Annotated in this window: 19 protein-coding genes; all 19 read right to left on the bottom strand. The window is 45.5% G+C overall.

Features of this window, described 5'->3' with window-relative positions:
• Positions 1-229 precede the first annotated feature (229 nt).
• Positions 230-4552, bottom strand: a complete 4323-nt coding sequence (locus ACUTVW_RS05970) for a PolC-type DNA polymerase III (protein ID WP_445644898.1) — start codon at positions 4550-4552, stop codon at positions 230-232.
• A 154-nt stretch (positions 4553-4706) separates the two neighbouring features.
• Positions 4707-6161: a proline--tRNA ligase gene (gene proS, locus ACUTVW_RS05965; RefSeq protein ID WP_445644897.1), complete on the bottom strand. Its 1455-nt coding sequence runs from the start codon at positions 6159-6161 to the stop codon at positions 4707-4709.
• 65 nt (positions 6162-6226) lie between these two features.
• Positions 6227-7498 carry an RIP metalloprotease RseP gene (gene rseP, locus ACUTVW_RS05960; protein ID WP_445644896.1) on the bottom strand — a complete coding sequence of 424 codons (1272 nt, stop codon included), beginning with the start codon at positions 7496-7498 and terminating at the stop codon, positions 6227-6229.
• A 114-nt stretch (positions 7499-7612) separates the two neighbouring features.
• Complete coding sequence (locus ACUTVW_RS05955; RefSeq protein ID WP_445644895.1) at positions 7613-8752, bottom strand: 1-deoxy-D-xylulose-5-phosphate reductoisomerase; 1140 nt, start codon at positions 8750-8752, stop codon at positions 7613-7615.
• A 71-nt stretch (positions 8753-8823) separates the two neighbouring features.
• The gene (locus tag ACUTVW_RS05950) at positions 8824-9618 is read right to left on the bottom strand and encodes a phosphatidate cytidylyltransferase (protein WP_445644894.1); all 795 of its coding nucleotides are present in this window, start codon (positions 9616-9618) and stop codon (positions 8824-8826) included.
• A gap of 16 nt (positions 9619-9634) precedes the next feature.
• Positions 9635-10402, bottom strand: coding sequence for an isoprenyl transferase (locus ACUTVW_RS05945; RefSeq protein WP_445644893.1), 768 nt, complete (start codon positions 10400-10402; stop codon positions 9635-9637).
• 89 nt (positions 10403-10491) lie between these two features.
• Entirely contained in the window at positions 10492-11046 is a 555-nt protein-coding gene (gene frr, locus ACUTVW_RS05940; protein WP_434751662.1) for a ribosome recycling factor, read from the bottom strand.
• A complete protein-coding gene (gene pyrH / locus ACUTVW_RS05935; RefSeq protein ID WP_445644892.1) occupies positions 11046-11774 on the bottom strand; it encodes a UMP kinase in 729 nt (242 codons plus the stop codon). Before pyrH ends, frr begins: the two co-directional genes overlap by 1 nt.
• Before the next feature lie 230 nt (positions 11775-12004).
• On the bottom strand, positions 12005-12655 hold the full coding sequence (gene tsf / locus ACUTVW_RS05930; protein ID WP_445644891.1) for a translation elongation factor Ts: 651 nt from the start codon (positions 12653-12655) through the stop codon (positions 12005-12007).
• 116 nt (positions 12656-12771) lie between these two features.
• A complete protein-coding gene (gene rpsB, locus ACUTVW_RS05925) occupies positions 12772-13470 on the bottom strand; it encodes a 30S ribosomal protein S2 (protein ID WP_445644890.1) in 699 nt (232 codons plus the stop codon).
• 224 nt (positions 13471-13694) lie between these two features.
• Positions 13695-14321, bottom strand: coding sequence for a hypothetical protein (locus ACUTVW_RS05920; RefSeq protein ID WP_445644889.1), 627 nt, complete (start codon positions 14319-14321; stop codon positions 13695-13697).
• A gap of 2 nt (positions 14322-14323) precedes the next feature.
• Positions 14324-14911 (bottom strand): hypothetical protein, encoded by a 588-nt coding sequence (locus ACUTVW_RS05915; protein ID WP_445644888.1) that lies wholly within the window; start codon positions 14909-14911, stop codon positions 14324-14326.
• Between the two features lie 62 nt (positions 14912-14973).
• Positions 14974-15288, bottom strand: a complete 315-nt coding sequence (locus tag ACUTVW_RS05910) for a hypothetical protein (protein ID WP_445644887.1) — start codon at positions 15286-15288, stop codon at positions 14974-14976.
• A gap of 51 nt (positions 15289-15339) precedes the next feature.
• A complete protein-coding gene (locus tag ACUTVW_RS05905) occupies positions 15340-16749 on the bottom strand; it encodes a DUF342 domain-containing protein (protein WP_445644886.1) in 1410 nt (469 codons plus the stop codon).
• A gap of 59 nt (positions 16750-16808) precedes the next feature.
• Positions 16809-17597, bottom strand: a complete 789-nt coding sequence (locus ACUTVW_RS05900) for a FliA/WhiG family RNA polymerase sigma factor (protein ID WP_445644885.1) — start codon at positions 17595-17597, stop codon at positions 16809-16811.
• Between the two features lie 15 nt (positions 17598-17612).
• Complete coding sequence (locus tag ACUTVW_RS05895) at positions 17613-18053, bottom strand: hypothetical protein (RefSeq protein WP_445644884.1); 441 nt, start codon at positions 18051-18053, stop codon at positions 17613-17615.
• 4 nt (positions 18054-18057) lie between these two features.
• A complete protein-coding gene (locus ACUTVW_RS05890; RefSeq protein ID WP_445644883.1) occupies positions 18058-18555 on the bottom strand; it encodes a chemotaxis protein CheD in 498 nt (165 codons plus the stop codon).
• A complete protein-coding gene (locus tag ACUTVW_RS05885; protein WP_445644882.1) occupies positions 18548-19141 on the bottom strand; it encodes a chemotaxis protein CheC in 594 nt (197 codons plus the stop codon). Before ACUTVW_RS05885 ends, ACUTVW_RS05890 begins: the two co-directional genes overlap by 8 nt.
• Positions 19142-19178: 37 nt before the next feature.
• Positions 19179-19640, bottom strand: coding sequence for a chemotaxis protein CheW (locus ACUTVW_RS05880; protein ID WP_272035097.1), 462 nt, complete (start codon positions 19638-19640; stop codon positions 19179-19181).
• Positions 19641-19672: the final 32 nt, after the last annotated feature.

Below are 19672 nucleotides of genomic sequence, written 5' to 3'. Positions count from 1 at the left end.
CAGCTAAAATCGCTGGCAGATGATTAAATACCCAAGATTCTTGTATACCAAAGACTAAAGAGTGGGTTTCCCCACTCTCCAGAAATTCGTACTATCTCGTTCACTTCAAAAATTATAACATAGTCTGGTAATAGTGACAAGTAAGCGATCCATTGCGCAGCAACCGCACTAATGAAGGAAAAAATCAGATTACATGGCTCCAGACGTGAAAATGTGTTGTTTCGACCTTTTAGAACAAAGAAAGCTGGTTGCTCTCAGGCAAACCACGGAAACATCCCATATTGGTCAGTAACTCCACAATCGTTTTGGTTGCTTTGGATTTCTGCTGGAAGTCCTCGATCGACAGGAACTCACCATGTTCGCGGGCTGCGGCAATGTTACGAGCCGCATTATCGCCAATACCTGCCAGTGCAGAGAATGGAGGAATCAATGACTTTTCGTCCACAATGAATTTTGTCGCTTCCGAGCGGTATAGATCTATCGGTTTAAGCGAGAAACCGCGGGCTGTCATTTCCAGTGCCATTTCCAGAACAGGAAGCATGTTTTTCTCTTTTGGCGGCGCCTGAAAACCGAGCTGTTCAATCTCTACGATTTTGCGGTATATGGCATCATAACCCTGACATACCAGTTCGATATCCAACTCATCTGCACGAACGGTAAAGTAGGTCGCATAATATTCAATCGGATGATACAGTTTGAAAAATGCCGTACGCACCGCGGAAATAACGTAAGCAGCTGCGTGGGCCTTCGGAAACATGTACTGGATTTTGAGACAGGAGTCAATGTACCATTGCGGTACCTTGCAGTTTTTCATCTCGTCAATCCATTCCTGTGGCAGTCCACGTCCTTTACGTACACTTTCCGTAATCTTAAAGGCAAGACTTGCATCCATTCCCGCTTTGTAAATCAGGAACAGCATGATATCATCCCGGCAACCAATTACTGTTTTGATGTTACATGTACCGTTCTTGATGAGATCCTGTGCATTGCCAAGCCATACGCCCGTACCGTGAGAAAGCCCGGAAATCTGGAGTAAGTCGGCAAAAGACGACGGCTGGGATTCGACAAGCATCTGACGCACGAATTTGGTTCCCATCTCGGGCACACCGAAGGTTGCAACAGGGGAGCGAATTAACTCTGGAGTTACGCCAAGAGCCTCCGTGGAGTTAAACATGCTCATCACTTTGGGATCATTCATCGGAATCGTTGTTGGATCAACGCCCGTAAGATCCTGTAACATACGCATCATGGTCGGATCATCGTGTCCCAGAATATCAAGCTTCAGCAAGTTTTCTTCAAAAGCGTGATAGTCAAAGTGGGTCGTTTTCCACTCGGCTGTAACGTCATCTGCAGGATATTGAACAGGTGTTACGTCTTCCACTTCAATATAATCCGGTACAACGACGATTCCGCCGGGATGCTGTCCCGTGCTTCGCTTTACACCGGTACAACCGGATGCCAGACGATTTAGCTCGGCACCGCGCCATTTCTTTTGATGTTGTTCTTCATATTTCTTCGCAAATCCAAACGCCGTTTTCTCCGCGACCGTTCCGATCGTACCCGCACGGAACACACTTTTCTCACTAAACAGCACTTTCGTGTAGTTATGGGCATGGGGCTGATAATCCCCCGAGAAGTTCAAGTCGATATCGGGAACTTTATCCCCTTTAAACCCAAGGAAAGTTTCAAACGGAATATCCTGTCCTTCCCCTTTGAGTTTCCCACCACAATCAGGACACGGTTTGTCTGGCAAGTCAAATCCACTCGGCACACTACCGTCAAGGAACCATTCGCTATGCTTACATTCAGGGTTCACACAGATATAATGTGCAGGAAGCGGATTAACTTCTGAGATGCCCAGGAACGTTGCTACGACGGACGAACCCACCGATCCCCGCGAACCTACAAGATAACCATCTTGATTTGATTTTTTAACGAGACGTTCGGAGATCAGATAGTTGGCAGAAAATCCGTATTTGATGATTGGCTGCAATTCTTTTTCCAATCGAGCAATAATAACTTCCGGCAGGTCTTCACCATAGATCGATTTGGCCGTGTTGTAACAGGTGTTACGGATTTCCTCCTCCGCACCCTCCAAAATCGGCGTAAAGAGTTTGTCCGGGAAGAGCTTAATCTCCTCAAAACGATCGGCTAGCTCAATGGTATTGGTAACCACAACTTCATACGCTTTATCCTGTCCAAGGAACTGGAATTCCTCCAGCATTTCGGCTGTCGTTCTGAAGTGAGCATCAGGTTTGCGCTGGTCTTTGAGCGGACTGAAACCGGTTATGCCATGAATCGTAATATCCCGATAGATTTTATCTCGCGGCTCCAAGTAATGAACATTACCTGTAGCAATGACAGGTTTATTCAATTTGGCGCCAATATCTACGACTTTACGAACCGCAAGTTTTAACTCTTCTGGCGTAGCCACAAGTCCTTTGTCCACCAAATGCATGTACATGGTCAGAGGTTGAATCTCCAGAATGTCATAAAACTCGGCGATTTCCTCAGCCTCTTCCACAGATTTGTTAAGGACAGCTTCGAAGAATTCTCCTTTTTCACAGCCTGATATGACAACTAATCCTTCGCGCAAGCTTACGAGCTTGGACTTCGGTATACATGCAACACGTTTGAAGTACTCGGTATGTGAGAGGGAAACCAGCTTATAGAGATTTTTCTTGCCTACATCATTCAACGCGTAAATTCCGCAGTGGAAAGGACGTGTATTCGACAGGTCTACCCCAACGAAATCATTCAAACGATCCAGCATCGTTAGACCTTTTAATTGAGCTGCATCATTGATGAGTCCATTCAAGATCCCTGCCAAAGCAATCGTATCATCGATCGCCCGGTGATGACTTTCCAGCGCAACTTTATATTTATCAGCCAATGTATTCAACCGGTGATTTTTCATTTTTGGATATAAAAGACGAGCCAGTTCTAGGGTATCAAGCACCGGATTTGGCAGCTCAGGCATGTCCAGATTTTTGAGGGATGCCTGGATAAAGCCCATATCAAACCGTGCATTGTGCGCGACCAGTACACCATCTCCAGCAAAAGCAACAAAGTCACGAATAACCGGTTCAAGCTCTGGTGCATCCTTTACCATCTCATCTGTAATGTTGGTTAACTGCTGAATGTTGTATGGGATTCGTTCATGCGGATTGACAAAGGTAGCAAAACGATCCACCTCTTTCCCCTCTTGAACTTTGACAGCGGCAATCTCAATGATTTTGTTTTGCGTTACCGACAGTCCCGTGGTCTCGATATCAAATACGATATACGTGGCCGTCTTCAGATCCATTGGTTGTGGATTCAGGACAACCGCTACGGAGTCATTCACCACATTGGCTTCCAGGCCGTAGATCATTTTAATCCCATTTTTCTTGGCTGCCTTGGATGCTTCCGGGTAAACCTGAACACCACCGTGGTCCGTTACGGCAATGGCCTTGTGTCCCCAGTCAGCAGCTGTTTTCACATATTTATCAATGGACGTTACCGCATCCATCGTACTCATCGTGGAGTGCAAGTGAAATTCTACGCGCTTCTCCTCCGCTGAATCCTTCCGGGATGGCGGCGCCTTGACTTCAGTCAGATCCGAAGGAATCATGGCGAGTTCAGGAATTTGCATAAACCGGTCGTATTCAACACGTCCACGAACTTTTACCCATTTCCCATTTGCAAGCAAACTGAGAATTTTGACATCTTCTTTGGTTTTGGCAAACATCTTCATTTGCATCGAATCCGTAAAGTCTGTCAGATAGAAGGTAAATAACGTATTTCCATTCCGCAGTTCCTTGCGGTCCAGACCAAAGATTGTTCCCTGAAGTGTAATTTTTTTCTCTTCATCCTGAACTTCCTGCATAGGCACAGCAGGCTCTTTGATCTCATAACCCATTTGCAAACGCACATCGCCTTGTTCTTCATCCTCTGGCAGTTCGGTCTCCGTGACTTCGCTCATCATCTTTTCAATAACTTGACGTTCTTCTACCTTCTTCTGGGCCTGGAATTGTTCCATCGCCTCTTTATTACTTCCCGCTTCACCCACCTGCATCTTGACGCGTAAAGGCAAGTGGAAATATTTTTCGTAGAACGTGGTAATGGCTTGGTCAATCTGTTTCTTACGTGCCAGTTCCATTGACGTGGAGTCACTCATCGTCAGTTGAAGCAGATCGGCTTCACATTCCACTGTCGCACGATTCATCCAGCCATTTACAGACGGAATTTCGCGTGTAACCCACTCCAGGAACAGGTTCCAATATTCTTTCACGATATCACCAGACAGCACCTTGTCCGTATATTTAAAGGCAAAAGTGATTTTGGCAATATGATTCATCTTCTCCTGAATATGCAGACTGAACGTTCGATAGATCGGCGCAGGTACCAGTGTATCCTTCCCAATCTGGATGTGCCATTCGCGATTCGCACGATTGGTCTCTACCCGTTCAATCCACCCATCCAGGAAATAAGGATCCGTCAAGCCTGCCGGAAGTTCTGCCTGTTTCATCAACAACTCAAACCGTTTTCTCTTCTCCTCAAATCCACTCATCGTGTTCCTCCTGTGCCCCCTTAAAACATGAAAAGCCTCTGTATTCAAAAATGACCCTCGATCCGAACCCGCACCGATCCATTTTATCCGACAGAAGCTCTTCATTCATTACTAATCTGGTGAATAAGTTCTCAATATCAAGCCATTGACTAGTCTAGTATGCTCTTGCAAACACAACGGTGTGTTTTGCCTGTTCACCGCAAGCCAGACATGTGTGCTTCTCTTCCGCAGGCTGGAACGGAATGTTACGGCTAGTTGCACCCGTGACTTCTCTTACTTTATCTTCACATACTTCTGATCCACACCAGCCAGCCAGTGTAAATCCGCGTTTATTTTCCATCAATTCTTTCATCTCATCCAATGTATCCACCGAGTAGAAATTGTCTGACATAAACGTACGTGCACGATCAAGCATGTCAGTCTGAATTTGGGTTAACAAGGTTTGAATTTCTTCAACCAGGTTCGCCTGTTCTACCACTTTCTTCTCTCCGGTAATCCGGGATACAAGCACACATACACCGTTTTCCATATCGCGAGGGCCAATCTCTAGACGAATGGGTACACCGCGCATCTCGTATTCGTTAAACTTCCAGCCTGGACGAACGTCACTGCGATCATCCATTTTCACACGAATACCAGCCTTTTTCAGTTCTGCGAACAGTTCATCCGCACGACCTACAACGGAGTCACGTGTTTTTGGCGGTCCAATCGGAATCACCACCACTTGCGTTGGTGCCACTTTTGGCGGCAGTACGAGACCACGGTCATCCCCGTGAACCATAATCAAAGCCCCGATCAAACGTGTGCTCGTTCCCCATGAAGTGGTATGAGCAAGTTCCAAAACATTGTTGCGGCTCAAATATTGAATCTCGAATGCTTTGGCAAAGTTCGTACCCATGTAGTGAGAAGTACCCGCCTGCACCGCACGTCCATCTTTCATCATGGCTTCAATGGAGAAAGTATCCACCGCACCGGCAAACTTTTCCGATTTTGTTTTCTGGCCTGTAATGACCGGAATAGCGAGATACTCTTCAACAACTTCACGGTAGATTTCCAGCATTTTCATCGTTTCTTCGCGTGCTTCTTCTTCCGTTTCATGCGCTGTATGCCCCTCTTGCCACAGGAATTCACTCGTGCGCAGGAACGGCAGCGTTCTTTTTTCCCAGCGGACAACGTTAGCCCATTGGTTAATCAGAACCGGCAGGTCGCGATAGGATTGAATCCATTTAGAGTACATGTGTCCGATAATGGTTTCAGACGTTGGGCGGATGGCCAAACGTTCTTCCAGCTTTTCTCCACCCGCTTCGGTTACCCAAGGCAACTCAGGGTTAAAACCCTCCACATGCTCTTTTTCCTTTTGGAAAAAGCTCTCCGGGATGAACATCGGGAAGTATGCATTGCGATGACCCGTTTCGCGGAAGCGTCGATCCATTTCATCCTTAATGTGCTCCCAGATTTCAAATCCGTCCGGTTTGAACACAATACAGCCACGAACCGGTGAATAGTCCATAAGATCTGCTTTTTTAATAACATCAATGTACCAGCGAGAGAAATCCTCACCCTGCGGTGTAATTTCAGTCACGAATTGTTTATCGTTTTCCTTTGACATAAGACTCCAGCGTCCTCCCATAACGACCAGCACTGAATATTACTCAGCACGTAGTCAAACCGTAATTATCCGTTAATTAAACGTAGTATATCATTATATGTTACCGCCAGCATCAGCACAAAGAGCATCGCGAACCCGACAAAATGCACCATGCCTTCACGATTAGGGTCGACTGGTCGACCCCGCAGCGCTTCAATTCCAAGGAAAACGAGACGACTGCCATCAAGCGCAGGGATTGGAAGCAGATTGAATATGCCCAGATAGAGGCTTAGAATCGCTGCCCATCTTGTTAATTGCTCGATACCCTGCTTTGCAATCTGTCCAGTAACCTCAAAGGTACGCACAGGTCCACCAATATCATCCATGCTAAACTGATTGATCAGATGTCTGAATCCTTCAAAAATAACTTTGGTGGTGTCCACCATAGCTATTCCTGAAAACTTGAACATTTCCACAAATCCTACAGAACGTGTAGGCAGAACAGGTGCAATTCCTACCTTGCCGCCTTCCTGACCTTCTACCGCTCGAGGGGTAATAGTGATATTAAACGTCTCATTCCCCCTGCGCAGTGTCCATTCCATCGGCTTGTCTTTGGATTCGGCAATCATCGTCACCATTTTTTTCGAATCTGTACCGATCACAGTACCATTAATGGTTTCAATAATATCACCTTTTTGCAAATTGGCCTGATCCGCTGCCCCGCCTTTGAACACTTCGCCAATCTGCAAATTCTTCGGATTTTCAACTGGCACGCCTGCCATCAATGCATAAACAGCGAACAGAACAAAAGCAAGAATAAAGTTCATAAGCGGGCCAGCAAAAATTGCCAAGGCGCGTTGAGCCACCGTTTTGCTGCCAAACTGCCGATCTTTAGGAGCGATCTGTGTCTGTTTTCCACGGCTTACCAGCATCGCTTGCGGATGAATTTGATAGTCTTGTATTTCACCATCCACATCCAGTTGAAGCTTGAGCGTATTCTCCATATCTATGGAGATCACTTCTCCGCGAATTACATTTTTACGGTTATCCAATTGATCCAGATAGATCATTTTGACCTGATCCTCTACAGCCCGTACCGCTATGGTCTGTCCTTCCTGGATTTCAATCAGTTCCGGATCTTCTCCTGCCATTCGTGCATATCCGCCAAAAGGCAGCAATCGCAGTGTGAACTGCGTCTCATTTCTTTTATATGAGAATAATTTGGGACCAAAACCGATCGCAAATTCCCGCACAAGAATGCCGGCACGCTTCGCAAAGTAATAATGCCCCCATTCATGCACCGTCACGATGACAAAGAACATCAGCACCGTTAGAAATACCACTTGTATGGTTTCCAATCCCTATTCATCCTCCTTCACGGCACGTACCGCAGTCTGTCCCTCTAGACTATCATTATTCTCTAATGCCGCACAAGAGAATCCCTTCTTCCAGTTTGTCTCTAAAAAAAGAGATTACAACAAGGAAGCAAGCTTGCGGCTATCCTGATCACAAGCAGCGATCTGCTCCAAATCAGGTTTGTCCACATTCCGGTGCGCTTCAAGCACAGAAGCAATGATATCTTCTATTTTAAGGAATGAAATCTCCTTCCGCAAGAAACGGGCTACAGCAACCTCGTTGGCTGCATTAAATGCCGTTGTTGCAGTTCCTCCCATTTTACCACATTCATATGCCATTCTTAAACACGGGAAGCGATCCATGTCCATCTCCCGGAATTGAAGTTGTCCAATTTGAGCAAGAGACAAACGTTTTGCCGGAGAAGGCATACGATCAGGGTAGGTTAGCGCGTATTGAATAGGGACACGCATATCCGGAGTTCCTAGTTGGGCAATAATGCTTGTGTCTTCAAATTCTACGTATGAATGAATAATGCTCTCTGGATGAAGAAGTACTGTAATTTGATCATAATCAAGACCAAACAACCAGTGCGCCTCAATGACCTCAAGTCCTTTGTTAACCATTGTTGCGGAATCAATTGTAATTTTGGAACCCATTGACCAGTTTGGATGTTTAAGCGCATCTTCTACGGTTACTTGCTGGAGCTGCTCACGAGTAAGAGCTCGGAACGAACCACCTGACGCAGTCAATGTAATTCCAGCCACACTTGAGCGGTTCTCTCCGTTCAAACACTGGAAGATGGCCGAGTGCTCACTGTCTACAGGCAAAATAGCTACCCCTTTTGCCACAGCTCTTGCTGTCACGATATGACCAGCCGTAACCAGAGTTTCCTTATTCGCAAGTCCAATCTGTTTACCTGAATCTATTGCAGCAAGCGTAGACTCTAGTCCAACACTTCCTACGACGGCGGTAACAACTGTGTCTGCATCGGTTCCTGCAGCAATCTCAATGAGACCTTCCGAACCGTAATACACTTTCGTGCCTGCTGGTACATGTGGAGCAACTTTGTCGGCCAGTTCCTTGGAACCCACAGAAATCTTTTTCGGCTGATAACGTCTTGCCTGTTCAATCAGCAAATCTGTATTGCTCCCAGCAGCCAGCGCTTCCACTTGAAAGTGTTCTGGATGCATATCGACAACATCCAGTGTCTGTGTTCCGATCGACCCCGTCGAACCAAGAATCGCTATTTTTTTCATTGCTGCACCTCACCTCTAATGAATCCGATACTTGCAGGCGGTCGACTCTATCACCTTGCACCTGTTTCCTCTTAATAAGGCAATAGCATCAGAATATGTACAAATGGAAACACCACAATCCAGCTGTCGCACCGATCCAGAATACCGCCATGCCCAGGAAGAAGATTGCCTGAATCCTTAATGTTGTATACGCGTTTGTAGGCTGACTGGATCAAATCCCCCATCTGACCTACTACTGCACAGGCTATCCCGATCACAATCGCTCTCTGCCAGGAGAGCAACCCATCCGAAACCAGTGCAAACACCACCGAGGTGACAACAGCAATGACAATGCCACCGAGCGCCCCTTCTACGGTCTTGTTCGGGCTGATCGAAGGCCAAAGTTTGTTTTTGCCAATCCACTTGCCTACAAAGTAAGCTCCGGCATCACTTGCCCAGATTGAACCCAGTAAGAGGAATGTCCAGAACAAGCCATGATGTAAATGTCTGGACTCTGCAATATAATAAAACCCTGTACCAATATACAGCACGCCGATAAAAAGCATAGCCACTATATTAATCGGCACTCTGTTCTTAGTGACAACCGAAGCGGTCATCAGAATTAACATGACAATCCATAAAATTTGAAACAAGGATAACGGTCTGTAATCCCATACCAGTTCCCAAGGAAATACAATGGAGATCATTCCCGCATATCCAATCAGGGCTACACCTGAAAAAGGCTTCACCCCCGTCATTTTTACAAACTCATAATAACCGATGAGAGCCATAAGCAAGACTAACCCGTGATACCATAGGCCGCCAAGCATGCAAAATCCCAAAAACAACACACCTGCTATTATTCCTGTCGTTAATCGCTGTTTCAACGGCTTCATCCTCCATCTATTTCAAACCGCCGTAACGCCTTGTTCTGCGCTGATATTCGGCTACTGCTTCAAGCAGATGCTGTTTGCCAAATTCGGGCCAGTATATATCCGTAAACCATAATTCACTATATGCAAGCTGCCATAACATAAAATTACTCAGCCGCAGTTCCCCGCTTGTTCGGATCAACAAATCCGGATCAGGTAGATCTGCGGTCAGCATATGTTGGTCAATAAGTTCCGGTGTGATATCTTCTGCAGCCAATTCCCCCGACTTTACCTGCATAGCAATTTCTTTCACACACTCCGTCATTTCCCGGCGGCTTCCATAGTTCATCGCAAAGTTCAACACCAGACCGGTATTATGTTCTGTAAGACGAATGGCTTCCCGCAAAGCATTTACCGTATGCGAAGGCAAATGCTCTTCATGTCCCATCATACGGATACGTACATTTTTTTCTATCAGTTCTTCTAACTCAATAGCCAAAAATTCTTGCGGAAGTCTCATCAGAAAATCCACTTCTTCTTTTGGACGCGTCCAGTTTTCTGTCGAAAAAGCGTACATCGTCAGATATTTGATGCCCAGTTCATCCGCCGCGATGGTTGCACGTTTAACTGCCTTCATGCCGTTCTGGTGTCCAGCTATACGCGGGAGACCCAAACGTTTGGCCCATCGTCCATTGCCGTCCATGATGATGGCGACGTGCTGCGGGATATTATCCTCGGATATAGTCAGCGTTTCCTGCTTGTCAGCCCCATTCCACCACGACCGAACCCGTTTGATCATTCCTGTTCCTCCAAAATCCCTGAAGTTTCTTCATCTGAAGCTTGGAAAAAGAGACAAAACCCCACCGTATTGGAGGGGCTGCGCTTGTCTTACACTTCCATGATTTCTTTTTCTTTGGCAGCAAGTACCTTATCGACTTCAGCGATAAATTTATCAGTCGACTTTTGAATGTCGTCCTGATGTCTCCGGGATTCATCTTCGGAAATCTCGGACTTTTCCATTTTTTTAATATCATCATTCGCATCACGGCGAATGTTACGAATTGCGACTTTACCTTCTTCGCCGAACTTTTTAGTCAACTTGACAAGTTCAGCTCTGCGCTCTTCCGTCAGCGGTGGAATAGACAGACGAATCATACTTCCATCATTTGCTGGAGTGAGTCCCAGATCTGATTTCATAATCGCACGTTCAATATCACTCATTGCAGATTTGTCCCACGGTTGAATCATCAGTGTACGGGAATCTGGTGTACTGATATTAGCGAGTTGATTCAAAGGCGTCATTGCACCGTAATACTCGACTTGAACACGATCCAAAAGAGCCGGCGTTGCACGGCCTGCACGCAAGGTAGCCAGGTCACGGCGCAGTGCCTGAATCGCTTTCTCCATACGCTCTTCAGCATGTTGTTTAACTGCTTGTGGCATTAATCTACACTCCCTTTAACGATTGTTCCGATACGCTCGCCCAGAACAACGCGTTTGATGTTACCTTGTTCTGTAATGTTAAATACGATTAACGGAATGTTGTTATCCATGCAGAGCGAGGATGCCGTTGAATCCATTACACCAAGGTTTTTGTTCAATACATCCAGGTATGTCAACTGCTCAAACTTCTCAGCTGTGCTATCTTTAAATGGATCTGCTGAATAAACACCATCCACTTTATTCTTTGCCATCAAGATAACTTCCGCTTCAATCTCCGCTGCGCGAAGTGCTGCTGTTGTATCGGTGGAGAAGAATGGGTTACCTGTACCTGCTGCAAAAATAACAACACGGCCTTTCTCCAGATGACGAATAGCTTTACGACGAATATACGGCTCTGCGATTTGTTGCATGGCAATGGATGTTTGCACACGCGTTGGCACTTCAATCTGTTCAAGCGCATCTTGCAGTGCGAGCGAGTTCATAACCGTCGCCAGCATGCCCATATAGTCCGCAGTTGCACGGTCAATCCCGTTTTCACTACCGGCAATCCCACGCCAGATGTTCCCTCCGCCACATACGATAGCAACCTGTACACCGAGTGCAACAACATCTTTTACCTGCTGCGCAATGGAAGAGATCGTTTCTGCATCAATACCATAGCCGTTCTGACCGGAAAGGGACTCTCCGCTGACCTTTAAGACAACACGTTTAAATACTGGCTGTTCCAATTGTTCACCCTCCACTTTGAATTGAACACGCCTGGTGTTCAACCAACAAAACTTTTCGCGTATAGCCTCCTGCTTAAAAAGAAAGGAACACAGAAGTGTTCCACTCTTTTAGGAAAAACAATTAACCGATAAGGTACAGTTTTCCTGAGATATAAGGGAGTTTACGCTTCGAAGTTTCATCATTCTTATATCTTCGAAAATTCATCCTGCTTGTCGGTTTAAAAAACGTCTTATTTGTTTACTTGGGACATAACTTCTTCTACGAAGTTATCTACTTTTTTCTCCAGACCTTCACCCAGTTCATAACGAACGAAACGACGGATGGAGATGTTTTCACCGATTTGGCTGATTTTTTCATTCAGCAATTGGGAAATTGTTTTGTCTGGATCTTTAACGAAAGTTTGCTCCATCAAGCAGTATTCTTCGTAGTATTTACCGATACGGCCTTCAACCATTTTTTCAATGATTTTTTCTGGTTTGCCTTCGTTCAATGCTTGAGCTTTCAAGATTTCTTTCTCTTTCTCCAGCTCTTCAGTAGGAACTTCTTCGCGTGTAACAAATTTCGGATTAGCTGCAGCAATTTGCATTGCTACGTCTTTAACGAAATCTTTGAATTGATCCGTTTTACCAACGAAGTCAGTTTCGCAGTTAACTTCAACCAGAACACCAATACGGCCACCAGCGTGAATGTAGGATTCTACAACGCCTTCAGTTGCTGCACGTCCAGCTTTGCTTGCTGCTGCGGAAAGACCTTTTTCACGCAACAATTCAGCTGCTTTCGTTACGTCACCGTTTGCTTCTTCCAGTGCTTTTTTGCAATCGAGCATACCTGCGCCCGTTTTTTCGCGAAGTTCTTTTACCGCACTCGCATTAACTGCCATTATAAATTCCCTCCAGATTAAGTATTGTACGTACACTCTAAAAAAAGGGCAGTGAGAGGTTATCCACCTACCAACCACCCTTTTCATTTAATTTATGAATGATATGTTCGAAACTATTAAGCGGAAGTTTCTTCGCCTTGGTTAGCTTCGATAACAGCGTCAGCCATTTTACCTGTCAGCAATTTAACAGCGCGGATCGCGTCGTCATTACCTGGGATAACATAATCGATCTCGTCCGGATCGCAGTTTGTATCAACGATACCCACAATTGGAATGCCCAATTTGCGAGCTTCAGCAACAGCGATACGCTCTTTGCGTGGATCGATGATGAACAGGGCGCTTGGCAGGCCTTTCATATTTTTAATACCGCCCAAGAATTTCTCAAGACGATCTTTTTCTTTGCGAAGCAAGATAACTTCTTTTTTAGGCAGAACAGCGAAAGTACCGTCTTCTTCCCAAGCTTCCAACTGTTTCAAACGATCAATACGTTTTTGAATAGTAGAGAAGTTAGTCAGGGTACCGCCGAGCCAGCGTTGGTTGATGTAGAACTGACCAGCGCGTTCAGCTTCTTCTTTAACGGAGTCTTGAGCTTGTTTTTTAGTACCTACGAAAAGAAGAGTACCATTCTCGCCCGCGATTCCTTTAACGAAGTTGTAAGCCTCTTCGACTTTTTTCACCGTTTTTTGCAAATCGATGATATAAATTCCGTTTCTTTCAGTGAAGATATAACGATCCATTTTTGGGTTCCAACGACGAGTCTGGTGACCGAAGTGTACCCCAGCTTCGAGAAGCTGCTTCATGGAGATTACTGCCATCTTCACACACCTCCTAATATGGTTTTTTATTGTGTCCCTCCGCCAGCATCATTTTTCGCTAAGACTCTCCAATAGGAAAGCACCCTCAACAAAATTAGCACAGCGTGTGTTTTAACACCGTTATTTAATATATCATAAGTGACAACCTGTTGCAACATTTTCTGAATCTAAATTTTCATGACTTCAGGTTATCAAAAAGAACCGTCTAGTCCGAGCATTCATACTCAGCTTGACGGTTCTTTGGTGATTTTAGCAATAATCGACTTGAAACTTTCGCCCTTTTCAAGAGAATAAGTGCCCACTTGAATTTTTCTATTAATCCCTTCAGCATTGCCTGCCTTGATAAAAGCTTGCGCATCATCTACGATACCGACGTCCTTCAGGTTTTCAGCAACCATAACCAAACTGTTGCCAGAGCGCACCTTGAACGTTACAGCAGCTCCCTTAGGTTTGCTTGGTGTGGCAGGTTTGGTTGTTTGCGGCTGATTAATCTGTGTTTGGTCTTTGACATCAGTGGACTCTGGCTGCTGTGGCTGTTTTGGTTCCGCCAGCTTCGTTGAAGAAGTGCTTTGGTTAGGTTTTACTGCTGTTTCCCCCTGCATTTTGCTGCTTTCCTGCTTTTTCTTATCCACCCATTCTGTTTCTGTATACAACTCGTCTTGGGCACCAACTAACTTCAGATCCAGACTCTTTGCTGCTGTCTCCAGTTGTTCTTTCGTCCAGTTTTCAGGTTGCACTGGTTCCAAACTGCTGTCAGACAGAGCTTTTTGTCCAACCGTAGCCAGTTGAAGTAACACAGCCCCGATAATCATACCGCTTCCTATTCCGATCCACAAAGACCGCTTATCCATGGTTAGCTCTCCTCCCGCTCTGCCAGCTGCAATATGAGTTGCACCTCACCAAGCTGTATGCCTGTTTGTCTAGAAATGGAGTCCATAGACTTTCCTTCATCATGTAGTCTAAAAAGTTCTTTGTAACGATCTTTAATAGATTCACGCTTCGGCTCTAAGAATCCTGCCTTGACTTGAGACTCTGACACCGATGCAAAATGTTGATTGTTCTCAGCTCTTACACTGTCCAAAAGTTTTTGTGCCTGCAGCCCCTCAGAAGCTTTACCCGTTATGCTCTCCACAGGCGGTGACGCAATAACCTCAGCAGTCGTTACTTTTTGCTGCTCCAGTTGATCAAGCCGCTGCTGTAATTCATGAAGTTGCGACTGCATACGCTGATCCGCTGCTGTAGCTTCACCTTTAAGTTCAGCCACACGTTGAATAAGGGCGTCGTTATCTTCTTCAATCTCTGTCATATAATGTTCGAGCGTTGACTCCATCTCCTGCACCAGTTGATGCGATGGCTGCTGTTCCTTGTCTCTTCGGGGCATGATGAATGCATAAGCAATTGCACAAGCTCCTAATACGACAATAATGATCCATGGTGACAAATTGCTTCTCTCCTTTTGTTACGACCACCGGGGGCGCAAGCTTCCAACCTGGTTGTACTCTTTCACATAGACAGGTCAACATGTTTACCTTTGTAGGGATGCTCTGCAAGTTTTACATTCTCCTGCTCATCGGCTCCATCCTGTCCATCAGCCCCACTATGGTACTCCCCGCCACCCGCATGACCATCACGCACCGAAGTATGCGATGTTTCAGCCATGGCCTCACTGCGCTGCCTTGCCTCATTTGCTTCTTTTGCCGTCTGTTCCGCAAGCAGATTCTGATCGGTAACAGGCCTTTGCTGAGTTTCACTTTGATATCGTCCGGCTTCACTGGTTCGCGGCACCGCAATCTGCAACTCCACTGCTTTGAAACTCATACGCTCACCTCACGGTTTCGAATGGATTTCCTCATAAGCCTGTTGCTTGTTTTAAACGTACGGAGTCATCGTGATATCTCCATCTTGATAAAAAAATGACATTCGACTGACTGGATCTTTAATAAATTTCGTATATCTGCCGATAACTATTTTAGAGCCTCCATAGATCACCTTCAGAATATCAACACGGGCTCTACTTGTATCTTCAAGTACCTTTTCAATTTCCAAGATACGAGTTTTCATTTCTTCACTCTGATGAAGAGCTGATTTTTGTGTCGAGTTTAATTTGATTCTCATAGCCATTTTGTCTGGCGTTAGTTGTCCTGCTGCTGCCAGCTGATCAAGTAAAGTCAGCGCCTTCTTCGTTTTGTCCAAGGAGTCCATCTGTTCTCTAATATCCTTACGTAGTTCATTCATTTCGTTTCGGAGCCTTGGCAGCACGCCAACCTCTATCGAGGTTACAGTAGACATGGTATTGCCCACTACACGGGCAGAGACACATTCTCCAGCCTGTGTTGAACCTCCAACGATAAGTCCTTTGGTTCCTGCACAAATCACAGCATGACCGGCACGTACATTGGAATGCATAATACTTTGGGTTACGAGTACATCTTCACCTGCATCAACGTTACCTTCCTGGATAAAGGTACATTTCACATGATGACCTGCATGAATCAAACCTTTGTTGTAACCAATAATACCACCGGTAATTTCGATAGAGCCACCTGCTTCGAGTTCCGCTCCTTCGACTCCTCCGATGACACGAATGTCGCCTGCCGCTTTTACTTTAAAACCGGTAAGCACATTACCCCGGATAACAACATTACCGACAAAATCAATATTTCCATGTTTATAATCTACATCGCCATTGACTTCGTATACCGGAAATACGTTAAGTTTGTTTCCTTCTGTTCTACTAACCAGACCATCCAGTGCGGCATACATCGCAGAGCCGTCAGGGCTAACAACAACGTTCTTTCCAACTTTAAATCTGGCTTCTTTTCCGGGACGAAAAGGAATTTCCTCCCCGGTCACTGCTTTGCCCGGTACACCATCAACAGGATCAATACGTTCTGCAATGATCTGGCCACTACGAACGTTGTCCAAACGTATCAGCTCTTTGTAATCGACTTTTCCATCTTCTGCTTCCATCGGACGCTGTTCGGTGTCCTCTTCCTTACCGATCAAAACATGAATATATCCATCGACTCCCTGTATGGGTGACACTCCTTGGGCTATATTGCACCTATCCTTCAGGTAAACTGACGGGTTATTAACAAAAACTAATAATGCTTCTCGCATTAGACCGTGTTTAATGCCTTTACTCTCCACAAATTGTTCAAGCTCTTCCATAGTACAAGAAAAGCCTTCTTCTTCGTTGTAATATTCAAGGTAAGCTGTACATTTATCATCTGATATAACAACGTTTAGACATTTTTCCATAACAGTCTGTAGTGTCAACGCCGATCTTCCTCCTTATTAGCCTGTCCACTCCCTACACATATCTTAACTTCTGCTCTCTAGTCTTTACGCATCAGCAAATCTTTTTGTTTATCCAGTGTGCCGCGAAGCCGTAAGATGGCTTTGGAATGTAGTTGGGAGATACGAGACGGCGAAAGAGACATAACCTCTGCGATTTCACTGAGAGAAAGGTCTTCGTAATACAAAAGAGAAACCACCGTTCGTTCTTTAACTGTCAGCTTTTCAAGCCCTTGTACCAGCGCATCTTTTAAATAAAACTCATTGACCTTATGATCTGGATTTTTGGCTTTTTCATCTACCATTAAAGAGAGACGTGTCTCTGACTCTTCTTCCCGGATCGGATCTTCCAGTGAGCAGAGTGACATAACTGCCACCTCCTGAAGCATATGTTGAAAATCCTTAGTTGACACGTCCAGATACTGACTCATTTCTTCATCACTGACAGAACGCAAATAGGTCTGCTCCAGTTGCTGGTAAGCATCTTCAATCCGCTTCGCTTTCTCACGTACAGATCTGGGAACCCAGTCTCCTTGACGTAATCCGTCCAGTATAGCTCCGCGAACTCTCCACGAAGCGTAGGTCTCGAATTGCAAACCTCGTTCATAATCGAATTTTTCCAATGCATCAATGAGACCCATGACTCCATTGCTCTCCAGATCGTCTTTCGGAACGTTCTTGGGTAACCCCACTGCCAGTCGGCCTGACACATAGTTAACGATATGAAGATATTTTTCGATCAACATTTTTTTTGCTTCAAGATCTCCGTATTCTTTCCATTTTTCCCACAGATCAGAATGGTTCAAATGTGAAGCTTTACGCTCGTTCAATTGATTTCACCCTCCTTATTTGTCTGTCAGGTGACGAACGGCCTGCGCCAATTCCTCCGGGTCTTTGGTCCGGACGAGTTTAGGCGGATCCAAAGGAGCAAATCCCGTTGGAGCTTTCGTCTCAGATGGTGGATGATCAGCCCCGGCGGAGTCGCTCTGTCCATTCTTGAGCAAGTCATTCAGCTCTTGTCCATCGTCTTCGAGTTTGATGTCCACCTGTGAACCTCTTAGATCTTGAGCACCCTCTGAATCATAACCATATCCATTTTCTACACGAGGGCTAAACAATACTCCCAATCCCCAACGCAGACCATATGCTAGGACATACCAGGCTGCGAATCCTATTAATCCGCGTATTAAACTGGTCATCAACACATTGCTGCTGAATGCTACAAAAAAAGTCAGAACGAATCCGACTATGCCTGCTCCAAGATTAATGCGGTAGTTTCCTATCATTATATTATAATTCCTTTACACCCATTTGTACGCTACGAATAGTTAAAAGTCCTGTCTCACAATTCATTTCGATAGTGCGCCCGTAATTTCCTCCTGTATCTTCGCCAAGTAGAGGAATTTTGAGCTGTTCCAACATTTCCCGACAGGAATCTGCATTCCGTGGTCCAATTCGCATCGTATCCCCTGCGCCTGAGAAAGCAAACATCTGTGAACCTCCAGCCATCTTGGACACAATCCGTGATTGAGATGCGCCCAACTTTAGCATCTTTTCAAGCAATTCTGGCAATGCCGTGTCCGCATATTTAGCCGTATTCAGATTCCCCTCCCGGGCAATCTCTGAGCTTGGAAGCATGACATGCGCCATTCCAGCCAGCTTTAGCTGTGGGTCATACATCGTTAGTCCCACACACGACCCTAAGCCAGTGGTACGGATTACGCCAGGAAGTTGAGCGATATTCAGATCCGCCATACCGACTTTAACGATGCTCTTGTCCTCAATCATGGTTCAGTGGCACCCCTAGCGATTCAAAAATCTTTGCAAAAGAAGGCGGGTCGGGAATCAGGAAAAACTGCCCTTCTACCTGATCTTCACCCTCAAAGAAAGAAGTATCAATTAATAATGCTGAGTCGCCCATCTCTCCAAATTGCAGTAGCCCATAACTTAAGATTGCTCCTGCCATGTCGATGGACAGCCCTGGAACCGTTGGATACATCGAAAGCTTTGTGAAGTCCGCCAGAGAAGACAGATACGATCCAGCCAAAATGTTTCCAATCTCAGACAGGGCGGAATACTCCATATCTGTGAACGTCAAGCCTTCTTTTAGCTCAAAACCAGCAAGACGATTCAATAACATCTTTGCAGCCTCAGGGGTCATCATAAAAAAGAGATTACCAGGTGCTTCACCTTCTACACGAAGAAAAATTGTGACTACAATCCGCTCATCGCCACCCACTTTTTCAGCAATTTCCTCGAAAGGGAGCATCTGAACAGTGGGTACGCCCATATCAATCGGTCTATTAAGGAGTTGAGACAACGCCGTAGCGGCGTTGCCTGCTCCAATATTACCGACCTCTTTGAGCACATCCATTTGGAAACCCTCAAATCGGCTAAACATCTCCACAGTGCTAGCCCTCAACACTTTCCAGCTGCACAATCTCGCTTTTATTTAATACTTCATTAAGGTTAAGCATAATCAACAAGCGGCCATCTTCCAATTTGGCAACACCACGTAGATATCTCGCTTTAACACCACCGACCACCTCAGGTGGAGTATCGATGGAACTGCTTTTAATGTCAATAACGTCATTGGCAGAGTCAACGATAAAACCAACCTGCATATCGTCCACGCCTACAATAACGATACGTGTTTGATCTGTATACTCCGTTTCTGCAAGGGAGAAGCGTCCGCGGAGATCAATCACCGGAATAACAACACCGCGCAGGTTGATAACTCCTTTTACGAAGGAAAGTGTTTTGGGAACGCGGGTAATCGGCATCATGCGCTCAATAGTCTGAACCTTGTCCACCTCAATACCGTACTCTTCGGACCCTAATTTAAAGACGATGACTTTCAACTCTTCTTCCATGTAAAAAACCTCCCTATTCAATGTAAAACTCC

This window comes from Paenibacillus sp. TSA_86.1, assembly GCF_052691815.1.
Note: the sequence above shows the minus strand (reverse complement) of the source record. Positions and strands in the feature narration are given on the sequence as shown.

Excerpts from the sequence above, each read along its gene's own strand:
- ACUTVW_RS05970 (WP_445644898.1), bottom strand. The coding sequence starts at position 4,552 with ATGAGTGGATTTGAGGAGAAGAGAAAACGGTTTGAGTTGTTGATGAAA.
- proS (WP_445644897.1), bottom strand. The coding sequence starts at position 6,161 with ATGTCAAAGGAAAACGATAAACAATTCGTGACTGAAATTACACCGCAG.
- ACUTVW_RS05955 (WP_445644895.1), bottom strand. The coding sequence starts at position 8,752 with ATGAAAAAAATAGCGATTCTTGGTTCGACGGGGTCGATCGGAACACAG.
- ACUTVW_RS05945 (WP_445644893.1), bottom strand. The coding sequence starts at position 10,402 with ATGATCAAACGGGTTCGGTCGTGGTGGAATGGGGCTGACAAGCAGGAA.
- frr (WP_434751662.1), bottom strand. The coding sequence starts at position 11,046 with ATGCCACAAGCAGTTAAACAACATGCTGAAGAGCGTATGGAGAAAGCG.
- tsf (WP_445644891.1), bottom strand. The coding sequence starts at position 12,655 with ATGGCAGTTAATGCGAGTGCGGTAAAAGAACTTCGCGAAAAAACGGGC.
- rpsB (WP_445644890.1), bottom strand. The coding sequence starts at position 13,470 with ATGGCAGTAATCTCCATGAAGCAGCTTCTCGAAGCTGGGGTACACTTC.
- ACUTVW_RS05920 (WP_445644889.1), bottom strand. The coding sequence starts at position 14,321 with ATGGATAAGCGGTCTTTGTGGATCGGAATAGGAAGCGGTATGATTATC.
- ACUTVW_RS05910 (WP_445644887.1), bottom strand. The coding sequence starts at position 15,288 with ATGAGTTTCAAAGCAGTGGAGTTGCAGATTGCGGTGCCGCGAACCAGT.
- ACUTVW_RS05895 (WP_445644884.1), bottom strand. The coding sequence starts at position 18,053 with ATGATAGGAAACTACCGCATTAATCTTGGAGCAGGCATAGTCGGATTC.
- ACUTVW_RS05890 (WP_445644883.1), bottom strand. The coding sequence starts at position 18,555 with ATGATTGAGGACAAGAGCATCGTTAAAGTCGGTATGGCGGATCTGAAT.
- ACUTVW_RS05885 (WP_445644882.1), bottom strand. The coding sequence starts at position 19,141 with ATGGATGTGCTCAAAGAGGTCGGTAATATTGGAGCAGGCAACGCCGCT.
- ACUTVW_RS05880 (WP_272035097.1), bottom strand. The coding sequence starts at position 19,640 with ATGGAAGAAGAGTTGAAAGTCATCGTCTTTAAATTAGGGTCCGAAGAG.